The sequence below is a fragment of the Mesorhizobium sp. L103C119B0 genome, from assembly GCF_000502235.1.
Classification (GTDB): Bacteria; Pseudomonadota; Alphaproteobacteria; order Rhizobiales; family Rhizobiaceae; genus Mesorhizobium.
This window is the reverse complement of the sequence record NZ_AYXE01000007.1, coordinates 289,108-304,958: the sequence shown is the minus strand read 5'-3', so window position 1 is coordinate 304,958 and position 15,851 is coordinate 289,108. Positions and strand designations below refer to the sequence as shown.

General features: G+C 64.8%; 18 protein-coding genes. 8 read left to right on the top strand and 10 right to left on the bottom strand.

The annotated features are described in order from the left end of the window. The first annotated feature begins 31 nt into the window (after window positions 1-31). Window positions 32-508: an NUDIX hydrolase gene (locus X728_RS152090; RefSeq protein ID WP_023669717.1), complete on the top strand. Its 477-nt coding sequence runs from the start codon at window positions 32-34 to the stop codon at window positions 506-508. A gap of 6 nt (window positions 509-514) precedes the next feature. Here X728_RS152090 and X728_RS0135240 read toward each other — a convergent pair whose 3' ends face one another. The 5 genes from X728_RS0135240 to X728_RS152105 all read right to left on the bottom strand — a co-directional run bounded on the left by X728_RS0135240 (window position 515) and on the right by X728_RS152105 (window position 5,733). Then, complete coding sequence (locus tag X728_RS0135240; protein WP_031210406.1) at window positions 515-1,375, bottom strand: citryl-CoA lyase; 861 nt, start codon at window positions 1,373-1,375, stop codon at window positions 515-517. Then, complete coding sequence (locus X728_RS0135235; RefSeq protein WP_031195530.1) at window positions 1,372-2,550, bottom strand: CoA transferase; 1,179 nt, start codon at window positions 2,548-2,550, stop codon at window positions 1,372-1,374. Before X728_RS0135235 ends, X728_RS0135240 begins: the two co-directional genes overlap by 4 nt. A gap of 15 nt (window positions 2,551-2,565) precedes the next feature. Further along, window positions 2,566-4,089, bottom strand: coding sequence for a tripartite tricarboxylate transporter permease (locus X728_RS152095; RefSeq protein WP_023733580.1), 1,524 nt, complete (start codon window positions 4,087-4,089; stop codon window positions 2,566-2,568). Window positions 4,090-4,093: 4 nt separating this feature from the next. Further along, complete coding sequence (locus X728_RS152100) at window positions 4,094-4,630, bottom strand: tripartite tricarboxylate transporter TctB family protein (RefSeq protein ID WP_023700086.1); 537 nt, start codon at window positions 4,628-4,630, stop codon at window positions 4,094-4,096. A 125-nt stretch (window positions 4,631-4,755) separates the two neighbouring features. Then, window positions 4,756-5,733, bottom strand: a complete 978-nt coding sequence (locus tag X728_RS152105; RefSeq protein ID WP_023820582.1) for a tripartite tricarboxylate transporter substrate-binding protein — start codon at window positions 5,731-5,733, stop codon at window positions 4,756-4,758. Window positions 5,734-5,939: 206 nt separating this feature from the next. Here X728_RS152105 and X728_RS152110 point away from each other — a divergent pair, with 206 nt between their 5' ends. Continuing rightward, on the top strand, window positions 5,940-6,713 hold the full coding sequence (locus X728_RS152110) for an IclR family transcriptional regulator (protein WP_023686553.1): 774 nt from the start codon (window positions 5,940-5,942) through the stop codon (window positions 6,711-6,713). On the opposite strand, the gene X728_RS152115 is transcribed toward X728_RS152110, so the two are convergent. The 3 genes from X728_RS152115 to X728_RS152125 form a co-directional block, all read right to left on the bottom strand. Continuing rightward, window positions 6,700-7,800: an OmpA family protein gene (locus X728_RS152115; protein ID WP_023735111.1), complete on the bottom strand. Its 1,101-nt coding sequence runs from the start codon at window positions 7,798-7,800 to the stop codon at window positions 6,700-6,702. The genes X728_RS152110 and X728_RS152115 overlap by 14 nt on opposite strands. Window positions 7,801-7,920: 120 nt before the next feature. Further along, window positions 7,921-8,460 carry a GNAT family N-acetyltransferase gene (locus tag X728_RS152120; RefSeq protein WP_023686555.1) on the bottom strand — a complete coding sequence of 180 codons (540 nt, stop codon included), beginning with the start codon at window positions 8,458-8,460 and terminating at the stop codon, window positions 7,921-7,923. 142 nt (window positions 8,461-8,602) lie between these two features. Then, complete coding sequence (locus tag X728_RS152125; RefSeq protein WP_023683083.1) at window positions 8,603-8,833, bottom strand: YdeI/OmpD-associated family protein; 231 nt, start codon at window positions 8,831-8,833, stop codon at window positions 8,603-8,605. A 141-nt stretch (window positions 8,834-8,974) separates the two neighbouring features. Between X728_RS152125 and X728_RS152130 the strand changes: the two genes are divergently transcribed. The 4 genes from X728_RS152130 to X728_RS152145 all read left to right on the top strand — a co-directional run bounded on the left by X728_RS152130 (window position 8,975) and on the right by X728_RS152145 (window position 12,676). Then, window positions 8,975-9,430 carry a DUF2214 family protein gene (locus X728_RS152130; RefSeq protein WP_023683082.1) on the top strand — a complete coding sequence of 152 codons (456 nt, stop codon included), beginning with the start codon at window positions 8,975-8,977 and terminating at the stop codon, window positions 9,428-9,430. 178 nt (window positions 9,431-9,608) lie between these two features. After that, entirely contained in the window at window positions 9,609-10,586 is a 978-nt protein-coding gene (locus X728_RS152135; RefSeq protein ID WP_023683081.1) for a tripartite tricarboxylate transporter substrate-binding protein, read from the top strand. Window positions 10,587-10,684: 98 nt separating this feature from the next. After that, entirely contained in the window at window positions 10,685-11,158 is a 474-nt protein-coding gene (locus tag X728_RS152140; RefSeq protein WP_023683080.1) for a tripartite tricarboxylate transporter TctB family protein, read from the top strand. A gap of 9 nt (window positions 11,159-11,167) precedes the next feature. Then, window positions 11,168-12,676, top strand: coding sequence for a tripartite tricarboxylate transporter permease (locus tag X728_RS152145; RefSeq protein ID WP_023683079.1), 1,509 nt, complete (start codon window positions 11,168-11,170; stop codon window positions 12,674-12,676). Here X728_RS152145 and nth read toward each other — a convergent pair. Further along, the gene (nth, locus tag X728_RS152150) at window positions 12,636-13,469 is read right to left on the bottom strand and encodes an endonuclease III (RefSeq protein WP_023683078.1); all 834 of its coding nucleotides are present in this window, start codon (window positions 13,467-13,469) and stop codon (window positions 12,636-12,638) included. The two genes, X728_RS152145 and nth, sit on opposite strands and share 41 nt — an antisense overlap. Before the next feature lie 22 nt (window positions 13,470-13,491). On the opposite strand from nth, the gene X728_RS152155 reads away from it, so the two are divergent. Next, window positions 13,492-13,986 (top strand): DUF2244 domain-containing protein, encoded by a 495-nt coding sequence (locus X728_RS152155; RefSeq protein ID WP_023831691.1) that lies wholly within the window; start codon window positions 13,492-13,494, stop codon window positions 13,984-13,986. A 10-nt stretch (window positions 13,987-13,996) separates the two neighbouring features. Here X728_RS152155 and X728_RS152160 read toward each other — a convergent pair whose 3' ends face one another. Then, a complete protein-coding gene (locus X728_RS152160; RefSeq protein ID WP_023831690.1) occupies window positions 13,997-14,812 on the bottom strand; it encodes a class I SAM-dependent methyltransferase in 816 nt (271 codons plus the stop codon). Between the two features lie 115 nt (window positions 14,813-14,927). On the opposite strand from X728_RS152160, the gene X728_RS152165 reads away from it, so the two are divergent. Next, window positions 14,928-15,833 (top strand): methylated-DNA--[protein]-cysteine S-methyltransferase, encoded by a 906-nt coding sequence (locus tag X728_RS152165; protein ID WP_031192912.1) that lies wholly within the window; start codon window positions 14,928-14,930, stop codon window positions 15,831-15,833. The last annotated feature ends 18 nt before the right edge of the window (window positions 15,834-15,851 follow it).

Below are 15,851 nucleotides of genomic sequence, written 5' to 3'. Positions count from 1 at the left end.
GCGGTGCGCCCGCCGACCGGATTTTCAGCACATGGCGACGACCAAGAAAAAGGCGGTACGCAAGGCAAGGCGAGGCGAACGCATTCGCCAGGTTGCCGCCATTCCCTTTCGCCTGGACGTTTCAGGCAATTTCGAAGTGATGCTGGTGACGTCGCGAGCGACGAAGCGGTTCATCGTGCCCAAGGGCTGGCCCATGAAAGGCAAGAGCGGGCGCAAGGCCGCCACCATCGAGGCGCGCGAAGAAGCCGGCGTGCTCGGCAAGACCCGCAAGGCGCCGGCCGGCAGCTATTCCTATTGGAAACGGCTGGAGCACAATTTCGTGCGCGTCGACGTCGTCGTCTATCTGTTGGAGGTGTCCGAGGAACTGGCCAACTGGCAGGAGGCCAAGAGCCGCCAGCGGGCATGGCTCAAGCCGCAGGACGCGGCGTTGCTCATCGATGAGCCGGATCTCTCGACGCTGATGGCCAACCTGGCGCCGCCTCAGCCGGCAGTGCCGGACCCGGCCTGACCAACCTCACTTGCCCTCGTCCCCTTCAGCGGGACCCTGGTCCCCTGGAAATGGCCGCAGCGGCGTGCCCGTATAGGCCCACAGCCATTCGCGCGGCAGCGGACCTTTGTTGCGCTCGCTTTGCTGCGACTGCTCCCATGCATGCGCCAGGATGCCGACCGAGCGCGAGAGCACGAACAGGCCGCGCGTCAACGGCGGCGGAAAGCCGAGCTCGCCATAGATGACGGCGGTGGCGCCGTCGATGTTGAGCGGTATTTTCTTCCCCTTGCGGCGCGCGACCTCCGCCTCGACGGCCTCGGCGATGTCGGCAAAGCGTCCGCTGACGACGCCGCGCGCGGCAAATTCGCGCGTCACTGCGATCAGGCGCGGCGCGCGCGGATCGACCGGGTGAAAGCGATGGCCAAAGCCCGGCACATAGCCTTTCTCCTCGGCGAAGAAACGGTCGAGCCGTGCGGCTACGGCTTGGTCCAGCGCAACACCCTGGTCAATTGCCACGGCAATGTCGCCATAGAAGGACAGCGCCTGTTCGCCGGCGCCGCCATGCACGTCACCCAGCACGTTGACGGCGGACGCCATGGCGCTGTTGATGCCGACTCCGCAGGTGATGGCCATGCGGGCAATGGCGATCGACGGCGCCTGCGGCCCGTGGTCGACGGCCGCCCCCAGCGCAATGCCGAGCAGCGCCGCCTGCTCCTCGCTTGGCAATTCGCCACGCAGCATCAGCCAGATCGTGGCCGGAAAGCTGACGCGGCCGATCAGCTCCTGGATTTCATAGCCGCGCAGCCGGATGATGCCGGGGCCCATCTCGATGATGCCGGTCTGCCACCACTCCTCGCCGCGCTCGCGGCCGGTTTTTCTCTCGCTCACGCGCTTCTCCTGGCGCGCGGCGGCAGGGTGGAAAAAACCTCGTCCATATGCTCACCCAGCACCGGTGGCGGCAGGACCGGCAAGGGTGCCGCGCCATCGACCATGAAGCCGCCGCGCACCACTGTCAGCGGCTGCTCCATGCCGGGCAGGCCCTGGAAACGCGTGGTCATGTCGCGCTCGACCACCTGGCGCTCGCCAAGCACCTGCGGGATCGTCAGCACCCGGCCCGCCGGAACACCGGCGCGGTTGAACTTTTCTTCCCAGGCAGCCGCCGAGGCGCTCGCAAGCGCTGTCTCGATCAGCCCTTTCAAGGAGGCGCGGTTCTGCTTGCGCGTCTCGCGCTCGGCAAAGCGCGGATCGTCGGCCAGTTCCGGCTGGCCGATCAGCCGGCAAAGCGTGACGAACTGCTCCTGCTTGTTGGCGGCGATGTTGAGCAGGCCGTCGCCGGTGCGAAACGCGCCGGAGGGCGCAGCCGTCATGTTCTCATTGCCCATCGGCTGCGGCTCGACACCGGCGGTCAAATAGTTGGACACCGGCCAGCCCAGCGCCGACAGCGTGCATTCGAGCATCGAGACATCGAGAAACGCGCCCTCGCCCGAGGTCTTCTGCTTGACCAGCGCCGCGGCGATTGCGAAGGCCCCGACCAGCCCGCCCAGCGTGTCGGCGACGGGATAGCCGACCCGCAAGGGTGCTGTCTCCGGCGTGCCGGTGATGCTCATGATACCGGACAGCCCCTGGATGATCTGGTCGTAGGCCGGATTGTCGCGCATCGGCCCGCTCTGGCCGAAACCGGATATGGCGCAATAGACGAGACCGGGGCGGACCGCTTTCAGCACCTCATAGCCGAGACCCAGCCGCCCCATCACGCCCGGTCGAAAATTCTCGACCAGCGCGTCGGCCGAGGCGACGAGATCGAGGAAGCGTTCGCGGTCGGCTTCGCTTTTGAGGTCCAGCACCACCGATCGCTTGCCGGCATTCTGCGCCAGGAACGACGCGCCCATGCCGGCTTTGTTGAGCGCCGGCGAGGCGCCGAGCTGGCGCGCCAGATCGCCGCCTTGCGGCGTCTCGACCTTGATGACATCGGCGCCGAGCAGCGCCAGCTGATAGGCACAATAAGGGCCCGCCAGCACATTGGTCAGGTCGAGGATGCGGATGCCGGCAAGCAGATCGGTCATGATGCTCCAGGTTGCTCAGGCATCGCCCGGCACATGCTCCGGTCCGCGACGGCGCCGGTGCTCGATGAAGGCCCAGATATGCGGCCCGGCTAGGCCGATGAAGGCGAGGATCAGCAGCACCAGCGACAGCTTGTGGGTGTAGAACACCGACCAGTCGCCGTTCGAGATCGTCATCGCCCGGCGGAACTGCGTTTCGGCGAGCGGCCCCAGGATCATGCCGATGATGACCGGCGCTGTCGGGAAATCGAAGCGCCGCATCAGGAAGCCGGCGGCCCCCAGGAGATAGAGGATGACGAGGTCGATCGGCGATTGCGAGATGCCGTAGGTGCCGACGGTCGCGAACACCAGGATGCCGGCATAGAGCTGCGGCGCGGGGATTTTCAACAGCCGTACCCACAGCCCGATCAGCGGCAGGTTGAGGACGACCAGGATGACGTTGGCGATGAACAGGCTGGCGATCAGGCCCCAGACCAGATCGGCCTGCGTCGTCAACAGCAGCGGTCCCGGATTGATGCCGTAGCTCTGGAAGGCCGACAGCATGATTGCGGCGGTCGCCGAGGTCGGCAGGCCAAGGGTGAGCATCGGCACCAGCACGCCGGCGGCAGACGCATTGTTGGCGGCTTCCGGTCCGGCAACGCCCTCGATGGCGCCGACCGTGCCGAACTCCTCCTTGTGCTTCGACAGCTTCTTTTCGATGGCGTAGGACAGGAAGGTCGGGATCTCGGCGCCGCCCGCAGGCATGGCGCCGATCGGGAAGCCGATGAAAGCGCCGCGCAGCCATGGCTTCCACGAGCGCCCCCATTCGGCCGCGGTCATGTAGAGCGATCCCTTGAGCGGCACGATCTCGTCCTTGCCGGCATAGCGGCGCGAGGCCATGTAGAGCGTCTCGCCGACGGCAAACAGGCCGACCGCGGCAATGATGACATCGACGCCATCGAGCAGTTCGTTCATGCCGAAGGTGAAGCGCGGCTGTCCCGTCTGCAGGTCGACGCCGATCATGCCGATGACGAAGCCGAGGAACAGGCTGGTGAGGCCGCGCACCGATGACGAGCCGAGCACCGCCGACACCGTGATGAAGGCAAGCACCATCAGCGAGAAATATTCGGCCGGCCCGAAGGCCAGCGCGAACTTCACCACCACCGGGGCCAGGAAGGCGACGCCCATCGTGCCGATGGTGCCGGCGACGAAGGAGCCGATCGCCGAGGTCGCCAGTGCCGCGCCGCCGCGACCCGAGCGGGCCATCCTGTTGCCTTCCAGCGCGGTGACGATGGTGGCGCTTTCGCCCGGCGTGTTGAGCAGGATCGAGGTCGTCGAGCCGCCATACATGGCGCCGTAATAGATGCCGGCAAACAGGATGAAGGACGCCTCCGGCGCCACCTGGTAGGTGATCGGCAACAAAAGCGCGATGGTCAGCGCCGGTCCGAGACCGGGCAGCACGCCGATGGCCGTGCCGAGCGTGGTGCCGACCAGGCACCACAGCAGGTTCATCGGCGAGAAAGCGACGGAAAATCCGTGGGCGAGATGGCCGAGCGTCTCCATGGCGTCAGCCCCTCACAGTGGCGATGATCGCGTCGATCACCGTGTTCAGCTGGTTTTCGATGAAGCCGGCGCCAATGTTGACGCCGAGCGCCCTGGCAAAGCCGAAATAGGCGGCAAGCGCCAGGATCAGGCCGGTCAGCGCATCGCGCAGCGTGTGCTTGCTGCCGAAGCCATAACAGACGAGCACGAACATGATGACCGAGGCGGCGGTGAAGCCGAGCGGCTGGATCAGCACCAGATTTGCGACCAGGCCGGCAACGACGATGCCCATGGCCTTCCAGTCGGTCGGCGTTTCCTTTTCCTCCTGCGGCTGCCAGCCGCCGCGCAGCGCGGCGACGATGAGCAGCAGCGAAAGCACGATCATGCCTGTCATGGTGATGTAGGGGAAGACGGTCGGCCCGACCTTGGAATAGAGCGGCGAAACCGGGATCGCCAGGGTCTGCCACGCCACGGCCGCGGCACAGGCGAGAAGCCCGATGCCGATCAACAATTCGGGCATGGCAAGGCGCGGGGGCGCCGGCTGCTGGTCGCTGGTGCTCATCGATGTCCTCCCGAGATGGCCGGCATCCTCCCGCCGGCCGCATCCGCAGTTTCACTCCCAGCGCATGATATGTCCATGCCGCAGGCTAATGTCGGAAGGGGCGGCCGTGGCCGCCCCTGAAGACATCAGGCGAGGCCGAGATCCTTGAGGATCGCGGTGATGCGGGCGGTGTCGTCGACGAGGAATTTCGCATAGTCGTCGCCGGTCAGAAGGATGGGGGTCCAGTTGCGGTTCTTGCATTCGGCTGCCCAGGCATCGCTCTTGGCCATGGTCTCGATCATCGTGACCATCGCCGTCTTGTCGGCGTCGGAGACGCCTGGCGGTGCGAACACGCCGCGCCAGTTGAACAGTTCGACGTCGATGCCGGCTTCCTTCATCGTCGGTGCGTCGATGCCGTCCTGGCGCTTGTCGGCGGAGATCGCCAACAGCCGAAGCGCGCCCGCCTTGACCTGCTCGGAGAACTCGCCGAAGCCGGAAATGCCGGCCGCAACCTGGTTGCCGAGCAGCGCCGACAGCGCCTCGCCACCGCCGGCGAAAGGCACATAGGAGAGGTTGGTTGCCGGAACGCCGACAGTCTTGGCGATCAGCCCGAACAGGATGTGGTCGGAGCCACCGGCCGAGCCGCCGGCCACCGGAACCTTGGTCGGATCCGCTTTGAGCGCGGCGACGAAATCGCCGGCCGTCTTGAACGGCGAATCCGCCGGCACCACCAGCGCCTCGAACTCGCCGGTGAGGCGAGCGATGGGCGTCACTTCGGAGAGGTTGTTGGCCGATTTGTTGGCGATGATGGCGCCGACCATGACCATGCCGGCCACCATCAGCGAATTGCCCTTGCCCTTCCACTGGCTGATGAACTGCGGCAGGCCGACAGTACCGCCGGCGCCGCCGACATTGGTGATCTGCGAGCCGGAGATCAGTTTTTCACTGCGCAGCACCTGGTCGATGGTCCGCCCCGTCTGGTCCCAGCCGCCGCCGGGCGCGGCCGGCACGAAGATCTGGATCTGCGGTGCATCCTGAGCGAAAGCGGGCGTCAAATGCGTTGCAACGAATCCGGCAGCGCCTGCGGCCGCGGTGCTCATCAAAAATCTGCGTCTGTTCAGCATGGGATTCCTCCAAATCACGACACCTCCTCCGGTGCCTGCCAGAAACGTAGCCTGAAAACAGACCCGCTCGGCAAAAATTCATGCCGATTTCGGTACGTTCTGTCAACAGGAACGCTGTTCTACTAGACAGAACCATGGATGTGCGGCACAATCGCTTCGGCCGGCCTTTGTCCGAGCAGGTAAACTGGAATGAAACTGTTCGTGAGATGACCGAAGCGCGATCCCAGCCGTTGCCGGCCGATGGTGTTGCCGCGCTCGACCGCGCGATCGCCATTCTCGACGCGTTCGCGACCGCCGACCGCTCGCTCAGCCTGGCCGAGATCGCGGCGCGCACCGGGCTCTACAAAAGCACCATTTTGAGGCTAGCGAACTCATTGCTGCGTGGGCAGTTGCTGGAGCGGCTCGACGATGGCCGCTACCGCATCGGACCCGCCACCTTCCGGCTTGGCGCGCTTTACCAGCGCTCGGTCGTGGCGGTCGACATCTTGCTGCCGATCATGCGCGATCTTGCCGAACGCAGCTGGGAAAGCGTGGCGTTCTATGTCCGCTCGGGCGACGCCCGCACCTGTCTCTACCGCGTCGAATCCAAGCACCCGATCCGCTACACGATCCGGGAAGGCGACCTGCTGCCGTTGCTCACCGGCTCTGGCGGCCGCGTGCTGGCAGCGTTTTCAGGCCAGCCGGGCGAACCATACGAGACCATCCGCAACGCCTGCCACTATCTGTCGATCGGCGACCGCGACCCTGAGACGGCGGGCGTCTCGGTGCCGGTGTTCGGACCGGGCCGCGTTCTGCTCGGCGCCTTGACGCTCGCCGGCCCGTCGACACGCGTCGACACGGCGTTCCTGCGCCGCATGACACCGGACCTGCTGGAGGCCGCCGCTCGCGCCACCCGCGCCTTCGGCGAGGATGCCTCGATGCTGGAGCAGGCAGCGCGCCTAGCCGGCGCTGAAACCGTGATCGGCCTCAGTTCGCCTTGACCAGCACCACACGGCGGTTCTTGGCGCGGCCGGTTTCGCCGTCATTGCTGGCGACGGGCGCCATCATGCCGGCGCCGGCGGCGGTCAGCCGGCCGCCATCGATGCCGTATTTCGAGACCAGCGCCGCCTTCACCGACTGCGCCCGCCGCGACGACAGATCGATATTGTAGTCGAAGGCGCCCTGGTTGTCGGTATGACCGACGACGATCACCGCCATACCGGGCTCGTTGGTCAGAAGCGTCGAGATCTCCTTCAGCGTCGGTTCCGATTCCGGCTTGATGTCGGCCTTGTCGGTGTCGAAGAAGATGCCGTAGAGCGAGATGGAGCCGGTGGCCGACAGCGAATCCGCCATCTTGGCCGCTTCGACCACCACCATCTTCTTGTCGCGCGCCTTGGGCTCCAGCACCTGAACGACGGCGATGGTGCGGCCGTTGAGTTCCTTGCAGTAGAGGTCGTCGATCAGCGAATAGGCCTGAACAGTGACATAGGCGTCGCCGCCATCCTGCGGCACCTTGGCAGCGAAGAAGCGCTGGTCGTTGATACCGGTGGTTACCGCACAGGCGCCATTGGAAAAGGCCGCGTCCTTGACGTCGCTTTCATGGAAGAAATACATCATCAGGCTCATGTCGCCGCCGCCACCGCTCGACGACCGGTCGGCGGCGCCGCCGCACTCTTCCTTCTTGCATTCGAACAGGACTTCGCCGCCGGCGGCCGCGATCACATCCTGGTAGTTGCGCAGCACTTCGAGCGGGGAGCGCTCGGCCGGCAGCACATAGGCGATGCGGGTCAGCGCGCCTTCGACCTCAGCCTTCTTGTCCGGCGCGAACACACGGTTGTTCATCGTGTCACGGGCATCCGGATCGGCGCTCGGCTTCAGCGGCGACAGCGGCACTGTAAAATCGGTATAGGCGAATTTTTCGTAGGAGACGATGAACGACCCCTCGTAGCGCTTGGCCAGATGATTGTCGGCACCGCCCTCGATGTCGGCGGTCGGCACCGTCGCATCGGCGCCCGCCAGTTGCACGGCCGCCAGGAGCAGCAGCCCCGCCCAGAAAAGCTTCAGAAATATCGCATTGATCGCACGCATGTTCGGCTCCCCCAAAGAGCAATTCCAGGAAAAGTGTGAGCGGTTTTCCCACAGGAATTGCGTAGCTAGATTAGAATAGCCAACCCTGGCAGAACGTGGAACTTGCGTCGATGAAGCGCTTCACACCCGCCGTTCGAGCAGGATCGTCAGCCCGTCGTGATAGGTGGTTTCCAGGACCTTGGTGTAGCCGCACTTTGCCGCAACGTTCAACGAGCCGGTGTTTTCCGGATCGATGATGCAGACGGTTCTCGCGCCGGCAAAGGTTTCGTCGCCCCAGGCCAGGGCCCTTCTGACGACTTCGCTGGCAAGACCCTTGCCATGCGCTTGCGGCGCCAGCGCCCAGCCGGCTTCCGGAATGCCCTCGAGCGACGGCTCGATGTCGCGCTTCAGGTCGTGGAATCCGGCTTCGCCGATGAAGCGACCGCTGGCCTTGTCCTCGACCGCCCAGAAGCCGTAGCCGAGCAGCGACCACAGGCCGGCATGCCGCAGGAACCGCATCCAGCTTTCCTCCCGCGTCCGCGGCTTGCCGCCTATGAAACGGGTGGTGACGGGGTCGGCCCACATGACGGCATAGTCGTCGAAATCTTCGATCCGGTGCGCCCGCATGATGGTCCGTTCCGTTTCGAGAACCGGGACGCCGGCTGTTTTTGGACTGCCCATGAAACTCTGCCTCCGTTGACGGTCAGCGCTTAGCAAACCAGCGCGCCCGGACAAGGGCCAAGCCGGATCATCATTCAGCCAGGGAAGCTTCCGAACGGCCCGGCGCGACCAGGCGGTCGAAGCGAACAGCGTCGGCTTACTTTCAGCCGTGCCAGACCATCTTCATGTAGAGCCCACCGCGCCGCAATTCGTCCAGCATCTGGTCGAGCCGCTTCTGCCTGGTGTCGCTGCGTTTGGCGCGGGCGACCCAGCCGAGATAATCGTTCTTCTGGTAGTCCGGCCGCGCCTCGTAGGCCGCTGTCAGTCCTTTTTCGGTCAGGGCGATGCGGATGTCGTCCGGCATCGGGTTCAGGGCGCGCTTCAGTCCGGTCATTTCAGAAAACCCCAGCTGTCAGGATGGCGACGCCGATGGTCCAACCCAGGTCCGCCTCTGGGAATTCTGCCGAACGATGCTACCTTTCGCAACCGGTCCGGCAAGGGCCGGTCTCGATACCGCCAATGGGAGGAGAACGCCATGGACACCACCGATCTCGTGCTTGCCATTTTCCATCATCTGCTGGTGTTGTCGCTGGCCGGCATCATCGGCGCCGAATTTGTCCTGATCCGCGGCGACCTCTCCGCCGCCACGCTCAAGCGGCTTGCCGGCATCGACCGCCATTATGGCATCATCGCCATGCTGATCATCATCATCGGCATCTGCCGCGTCATCTACGGCCTGAAGGGCTGGGAATTCTACGTCTACAACTGGGTGTTCTGGGCCAAGATGGCGGCATTCGGCATCGTTGGCCTGCTGTCGATCATCCCGACCATCCGCTTCATCTCCTGGAACCGGCAAGCCAGTGCAAATCCCGGCTTTCAGGTGCCGGTTGCGGAACTCGCCTCGGTGAAGACCTATGTGCGCGCCGAAGCCTTCATCTTCCTGCTGATCCCGATCTTCGCGGCGGCGATGGCGCGCGCCTGCGGTTATTGAAGCAACGCCAACACCAAACCCATCTCCTCCGGGCATACTCCCCACTGATCGCCATGGTTGCGCACGACTGTATTTTGCAGTTTGCGTCAGGCGACAATCTGTTAGCTTGCCTTTGTTGCACCCTCGCTGCCTGACCTGCACAGCGATCGGAGATTGATATCCTGGGAGGAGAATTACGATGAGGAAAATTGTAGCCGCCCTGGCCGCCGCCGCGGCCGTCACGCTTTATTCGTTCACCGCCAGCGCACAGACCTATCCCGAGCGCACCATCACCGTCGTCGTGCCGTTTGCGGCCGGCGGTCCGACCGACACGGTTACGCGGCTCGTCGCCGAAGCCATGTCGAAGGATCTCGGCCAGCAGATCATCGTCGAAAATGTCGGCGGCGCCGGCGGCACGCTGGGCGCCGGCCGCGTCGCCAACGCCGACCCGGATGGCTACACGCTGCTCCTCCATCACATCGGCATGGCGACCAGCGCGACCCTCTACAGAAAACTCGCCTACGACACGCTGAACGCCTTCGAGTATGTCGGCCTCGTCACCGAGGTGCCGATGGCCATCGTCGCCCGCAAGGACCTGGAGCCGGCCGACCTGAAAGGGCTGGTCGAATACGCCAAGACCAACAAGGACACCATCACCGTCGCCAATGCCGGCATCGGCGCTGCCTCGCATCTGTGCGGCATGCTGTTCATGAGCGCCATCGGCACGCCGCTGGTCACCGTGCCCTACAAGGGCACCGGTCCGGCCATGACCGACCTTCTCGGCGGCCAGGTCGACATTATGTGCGACCAGACCACCAACACCACCAAGCAGATCCAGGGCGGCACGATCAAGGCCTATGCCGTCACCACGCCGGAGCGCCTCGACGTGCTGAAGGACGTGCCGACGACCATCGAAGCCGGCCTGCCCGCGGTGCAGGTCGGCATCTGGCACGGCCTCTATGCGCCGAAGGGCACGCCGGCCGAGATCACCGGCCGACTGTCGAAATCGCTCCAGGTCGCGCTGAAGGACCCCAACGTCATCGCCCGCTTCGCCGAACTCGGCACCAAGCCGTCGTCCGAGGCCGACGCGACGCCGGCAGCGCTGAAGGCCAAGCTGGAAGGCGAGATCATGCGCTGGAAGCCGATCATCGAAGCCGCCGGCCAATACGCCGACTGAGGCTTGAACGGGGCGCTGCCGGCGCCCCGTTTTCGCTTCGACGTCCGTTTTCACATTTGCAACGGCAAGCCCGTTGCAAGGGTCAGGGGAGGACCGCCATGAAACCTTTCGCCATCGACAGGGCAAACGGCCTGTGCGCCGCGCTGTTCATCTTTTTCGGCGCCTTTTTCGCGATACAATCGCTCGGCCTCGAAATCGGCACCGCCTTCCGCATGGGACCGGGCTATTTCCCGCTGGTGCTGGCGATCGTGCTGATCGTGCTCGGCGCCATCATCCTCGTCCAGGCGGTGCGCGTCGAGGGCGAGCCGATCGGCCCCATTGCGTGGCGCGGCATGCTGTTCATCCTGCCGGCGCCGATCTTTTTCGGCATGACCGTGCGCGGCCTCGGCTTCGTCCCGTCGATCTTCCTGACGGCGCTGATCGCCTCTTTTGCCAGCGCCCGCATGAAGCCGCTGACGGCACTTCTGCTGTCGGCCGGCCTGACGCTGTTTTCGGTGCTGGTCTTCAGCTACGCGCTCGGGCTGCCATTCCAGCGCTTCGGCCCCTGGTTGCCCCAATGGCTGGCATTGTGAGGCGCTGAGATGGACCTCCTCAGGAACCTCGAACTCGGCTTTTCGACGGCCACCACGCCGGCCAATCTGGGTTTTTGCCTCATCGGCGTTCTGCTCGGCACGCTGATCGGCGTCCTGCCCGGCATCGGCGCCACCGCAACCATCGCCATGCTGCTGCCGATCACCTTCCAGATCGGCGACCCGGTCTCGTCCCTCATCATGCTGGCCGGCATCTACTACGGCGCCCAGTATGGCGGTTCGACCACCGCCATTCTCATCAACATGCCCGGCGAATCCTCCTCGGCCGTGACCGCCATCGACGGCTACCAGATGGCCAGGAACGGTCGCGCCGGGGCGGCTCTGGCGATCGCCGCGATCGGCTCGTTCTTCGCCGGCACGGTGTCGACCTTCCTGGTCGCCGTCTTTGCCCCGCCGCTGACGGCAATAGCCCTGCAATTCGGCGCGGCCGAATATTTTTCGCTGATGATCGTCGGCCTCGTCTCGTCCATCGCTCTCGCCCATGGCTCGATCGTCAAGGCGCTGGCGATGGTCGTGCTCGGCCTGCTGCTCGGCATTGTCGGCACCGACATCTACACCGGCACGCCGCGCTTCACGCTCGGCATCCGCGAATATGCCGACGGGCTGAACTTCGTGGCGGTGGCGGTCGGCGTCTTCGGCGTCGCCGAGATCCTGCGCAATCTCGAAAACGAGCACGAGCGCTCGGTGATGATCAAAAAAGTCTCCGGCCTGATGCCGACCCGCGACGACTTCAAGGCGATGGCAGCACCCATCGTGCGCGGCACGATCATCGGTTCGGCGCTCGGCATCCTGCCCGGCGGCGGCGCGGTGCTTGCCGCCTTTGCCTCCTACACGGTCGAAAAGCGCGTGTCGAAACACCCGGAGGAGTTCGGCAAGGGCGCCATCGCCGGCGTCGCCGGACCGGAATCGGCCAACAATGCCGGCGCCCAGACCTCCTTCATTCCGATGCTGACGCTGGGCATTCCGGCCAATCCGGTCATGGCGCTGATGATCGGCGCCATGATAATCCAGGGCATCGTGCCCGGCCCCAATGTCGCGATCGAGCAGCCGGCGCTGTTCTGGGGCATCATCGCCTCGATGTGGATCGGCAATCTGATGCTGATCGTGCTGAACCTGCCGCTGATCGGGCTATGGGTGAAGCTGCTGACGATCCCCTATTATGTGCTCTTCCCGATCATCATGGCGTTCTGCTCGATCGGCGTTTACAGCGTCAACACCAACGCCTTCGATCTCTACGCGGTCGCATTCTTCGGCCTGCTCGGCTACATCCTGACCAAGCTGCGCTGCGAACCCGCACCCCTGCTGCTCGGCTTCGTGCTCGGCCCGCTGCTCGAGGAAAACCTGCGCCGCGCCATGATCCTGTCGCGCGGCGACCCCTCGACCTTCGTGACGCGGCCGATCAGCGCCGGCCTGCTGCTCGTCGCACTGGCCGTGCTCGTCGTCGTCTTCCTGCCGTCGGTCAAGAAGAAGCGCGAAGAGGTGTTCGTGGAGGAAAGCTAGTTGTCGGGACGCCGGGCGCCGCGATTTCCACGAGCGGCGCCGGCACGTCTGTCGTCTTCACCTCGGCCTTGCAGAGATCGGCGATGACGCAGGCCGGGCAATCGGGCTTGCGCGCCTTGCAGACATAGCGGCCATGCAGGATCAGCCAGTGATGCGCATGGCGCATATACTCGTCCGGGATGATCCGCAGCAGCCCTTGCTCGACCTGTTCGGGCGTCTTGCCTGGCGCCAGGCCGAGGCGGTTGCCGATGCGGAAAATATGGGTGTCGACCGCCATCGTGTGCTGGCCGAACGCCATGTTGAGCACGACATTGGCGGTCTTGCGCCCGACCCCCGGCAGCTTGACCAACTCATCGCGCTCGCTGGGCACCTCGCCGCCGTAATCGCGTATCAGCGCCTCCGAGAGCGCCACGACATTCTTGGCCTTGTTGCGCCAGAGTCCGATGGTGCGGATGTACTCGCCAACCCTGGCTCCGCCCAGCGCCAGCATCTTTTCAGGTGTGTCGGCGACCTTGAACAACGCCCGCGTCGCCTTGTTGACGCCGGCATCGGTCGCCTGCGCCGACAGCACCACGGCCACCAGCAGCGTGAAGGCGTTGACGTGCTCGAGCTCGCCCTTCGGCTCGGGCCGCTGCACCGAAAACCGCCGGAAGATCTCATGCACCTCGGCGGCGCTGTAGAGCGAACGGAGCCGCGCCGGCCGCGGTCGCGGCTTGGCATTCGAGCCGTCGCGCCGCCCGGGCGGCAGTTCACTTTTGGATAGGGAAAGATTTTTGGACTTGGGGCTGGCCATTTCCCTCCTATAATATCCTGGGATGAGCGACACAAACGCCTCGTTTCAGGCCGACGAGCCATTCTTCCAGGCGCTGCTGACACCGCACCGCTCGCTGGGCCGCACCGGCTTTGCCGTGCTGATGGGCGCGCTGCTGTTCGGCTGGGTGGTGACCGGGGCGTTTTTCCTGTCGCGCGGCGCCTGGCCGGTGTTCGGCTTCTTCGGCCTCGACGTCATCGCCGTCTACATCGCCTTCCGCGCCAACTATCGTGCCGCCCGTGCCCGCGAGGAAGTGTCGGTGTCGCGCACCAGCCTCGACATCCGCAAGACGGCGCCCTCGGGAAAGTCGGAAGCGCATCGCTTCAACCCGTTCTGGGCGCGCTTTTCCGTCGCTCGCCATGCCGAGATCGGCATCACCAGGATGACGGTGGAAGCACAAGGACAGAATGTGCCGATCGGGTCATTCCTGGACCCAGACTCCCGCGAGAGTTTTGCTGTGGCCTTTTCGCGGGCACTGACAAAAGCCAGGACGCGCTAGAGCCGCCGCATTAGAACCGGTAGCGTAAAATCCTGCCGACCTTGCGCAATGCGGGAATGTGTCTCCACAGTCCGATGAACAGTTTCGCGGACCAGCCCATGTGCGCGGTGCGTTCGGCGCTGTAGGCCGAGATATCGTCGACAAAGCGCAGCTTCGGAACGGCACGCTCCAGTACCTGCGGGTCGTCGATCGCCCAGTGAACCTCGGCGCCCGTCGCCCTGATGGTCGGATTGAGGCGCAGCATCTTCAGGCCGAAGTGGCTGTAGGCGTCGAACATCAGCTCGCCGCCGGCAAGATGCGCGACAAGGCGTGACAGCAGCCGTGGCCCCTCCTCTACCGGGAGATAAGGCGTCAACCCCTCCATCACCACGACGGCCGGACGATTGCTCGGCACTTCTGCCAGCCAGTCTGGGTCGGTTACCGAAGAGCCGACGAGGTGGTAGTGGTCCCGGGACGGGTAAAGCTTGCGCCGGAGCGCGATGACATCCGGAAAATCGACATCGAACCACTCCACGCCTTCGGGTGGATCGACACGGAAAATGCGCGTATCGAGCCCGCAGCCGAGATGCAGCACGATGGCGCCGGGATTTCTGGCGATGAAGTCCTGAACGCGGACATCATACGTCTTGGCCCGGATCGCCAGGCCGATGCCGAGATTGGTGTCGACCTTGAGGCGCGAGAAATCATAGTCGATCTTGCGCACGGCCTCGTCGGCGAAGCGATCCCCGAGCAGCGAATGCGGCAGCCGGCTTTCCAGTGCCTTGCCATAAAGCGTCATCAGCAAGGTCTCCCTTGCTCCGCTCAGATTCACCCTTTCGCCGGCCATTGGCATCTCCCGGGGCGCAATCCAGTATTTATCTGGGAACAGGCGGCAACAAGGCAAGTTTCGGGTGGTTGCAAGGGGCGGAAAGACCGATATTCGCGGTCAAGGAGATATTGCCATGAACGCCCAGATGACCATGAATACGCAGATGAAACCGACAGCGATCCTGCAGCACGACATCACCCCCAACGGCAGCGACTACGAGGTCGTGCGCCGCGCCATCGAGAAGATCAGCCTCGACTATCGCGACCAGCCCTCGCTGGAAGCCTTGGCCGCTGATGTCGGCGAGACACCCACGGGCCTGCAAAAGCTGTTCACCCGCTGGGCCGGCCTGTCGCCAAAAGCCTTCCTGCAGGCGGTCACCCTCGACCATGCCCGCAAACTGCTCGATTCCGGCATGCCGCTCCTCGAAACATCGTTCGAACTCGGCATGTCCGGCCCCGGCCGGCTGCACGATTTGTTCGTCACCCACGAGGCGATGTCGCCGGGCGACTACAAGACGCGCGGCGCTGGCCTGACCATCCGCTACGGCTACCACATCTCGCCCTTCGGCATCGCCCTGATCATGGTCACCGACCGTGGCCTTGCGGGGCTCGCCTTCAACGATCCGGGCGGCGAGCGGGCGGCGTTCGCCGACATGTCGGGCCGCTGGCCGAACGCCACCTATGTCGAGGACATGAGCGCCACCCAGCCCTATGCGGCGCGCATCTTCGATCCGACATTGTGGCGCGCCGACCAGCCGCTGCGCGTGGTGATGATCGGCTCCGACTTCCAGCTGCGCGTCTGGGACGCGCTGCTCAGGATCCCGATGGGCAAGGCCTGCACTTATTCTTCGATCGCCTCCAGGATCGGCGCGCCAAACGCCAGCCGGGCGGTGGGGGCGGCGGTCGGCGCCAACCCATTGTCCTTCGTCGTCCCTTGCCATCGGGCGCTGGGCAAGTCCGGCGCACTCACCGGCTACCACTGGGGCCTGACCCGCAAACGCGCCATCCTCGGTTGGGAAGCGGGCCAGACCGCGTCCTGAAGCTGCCCGCATCAAACA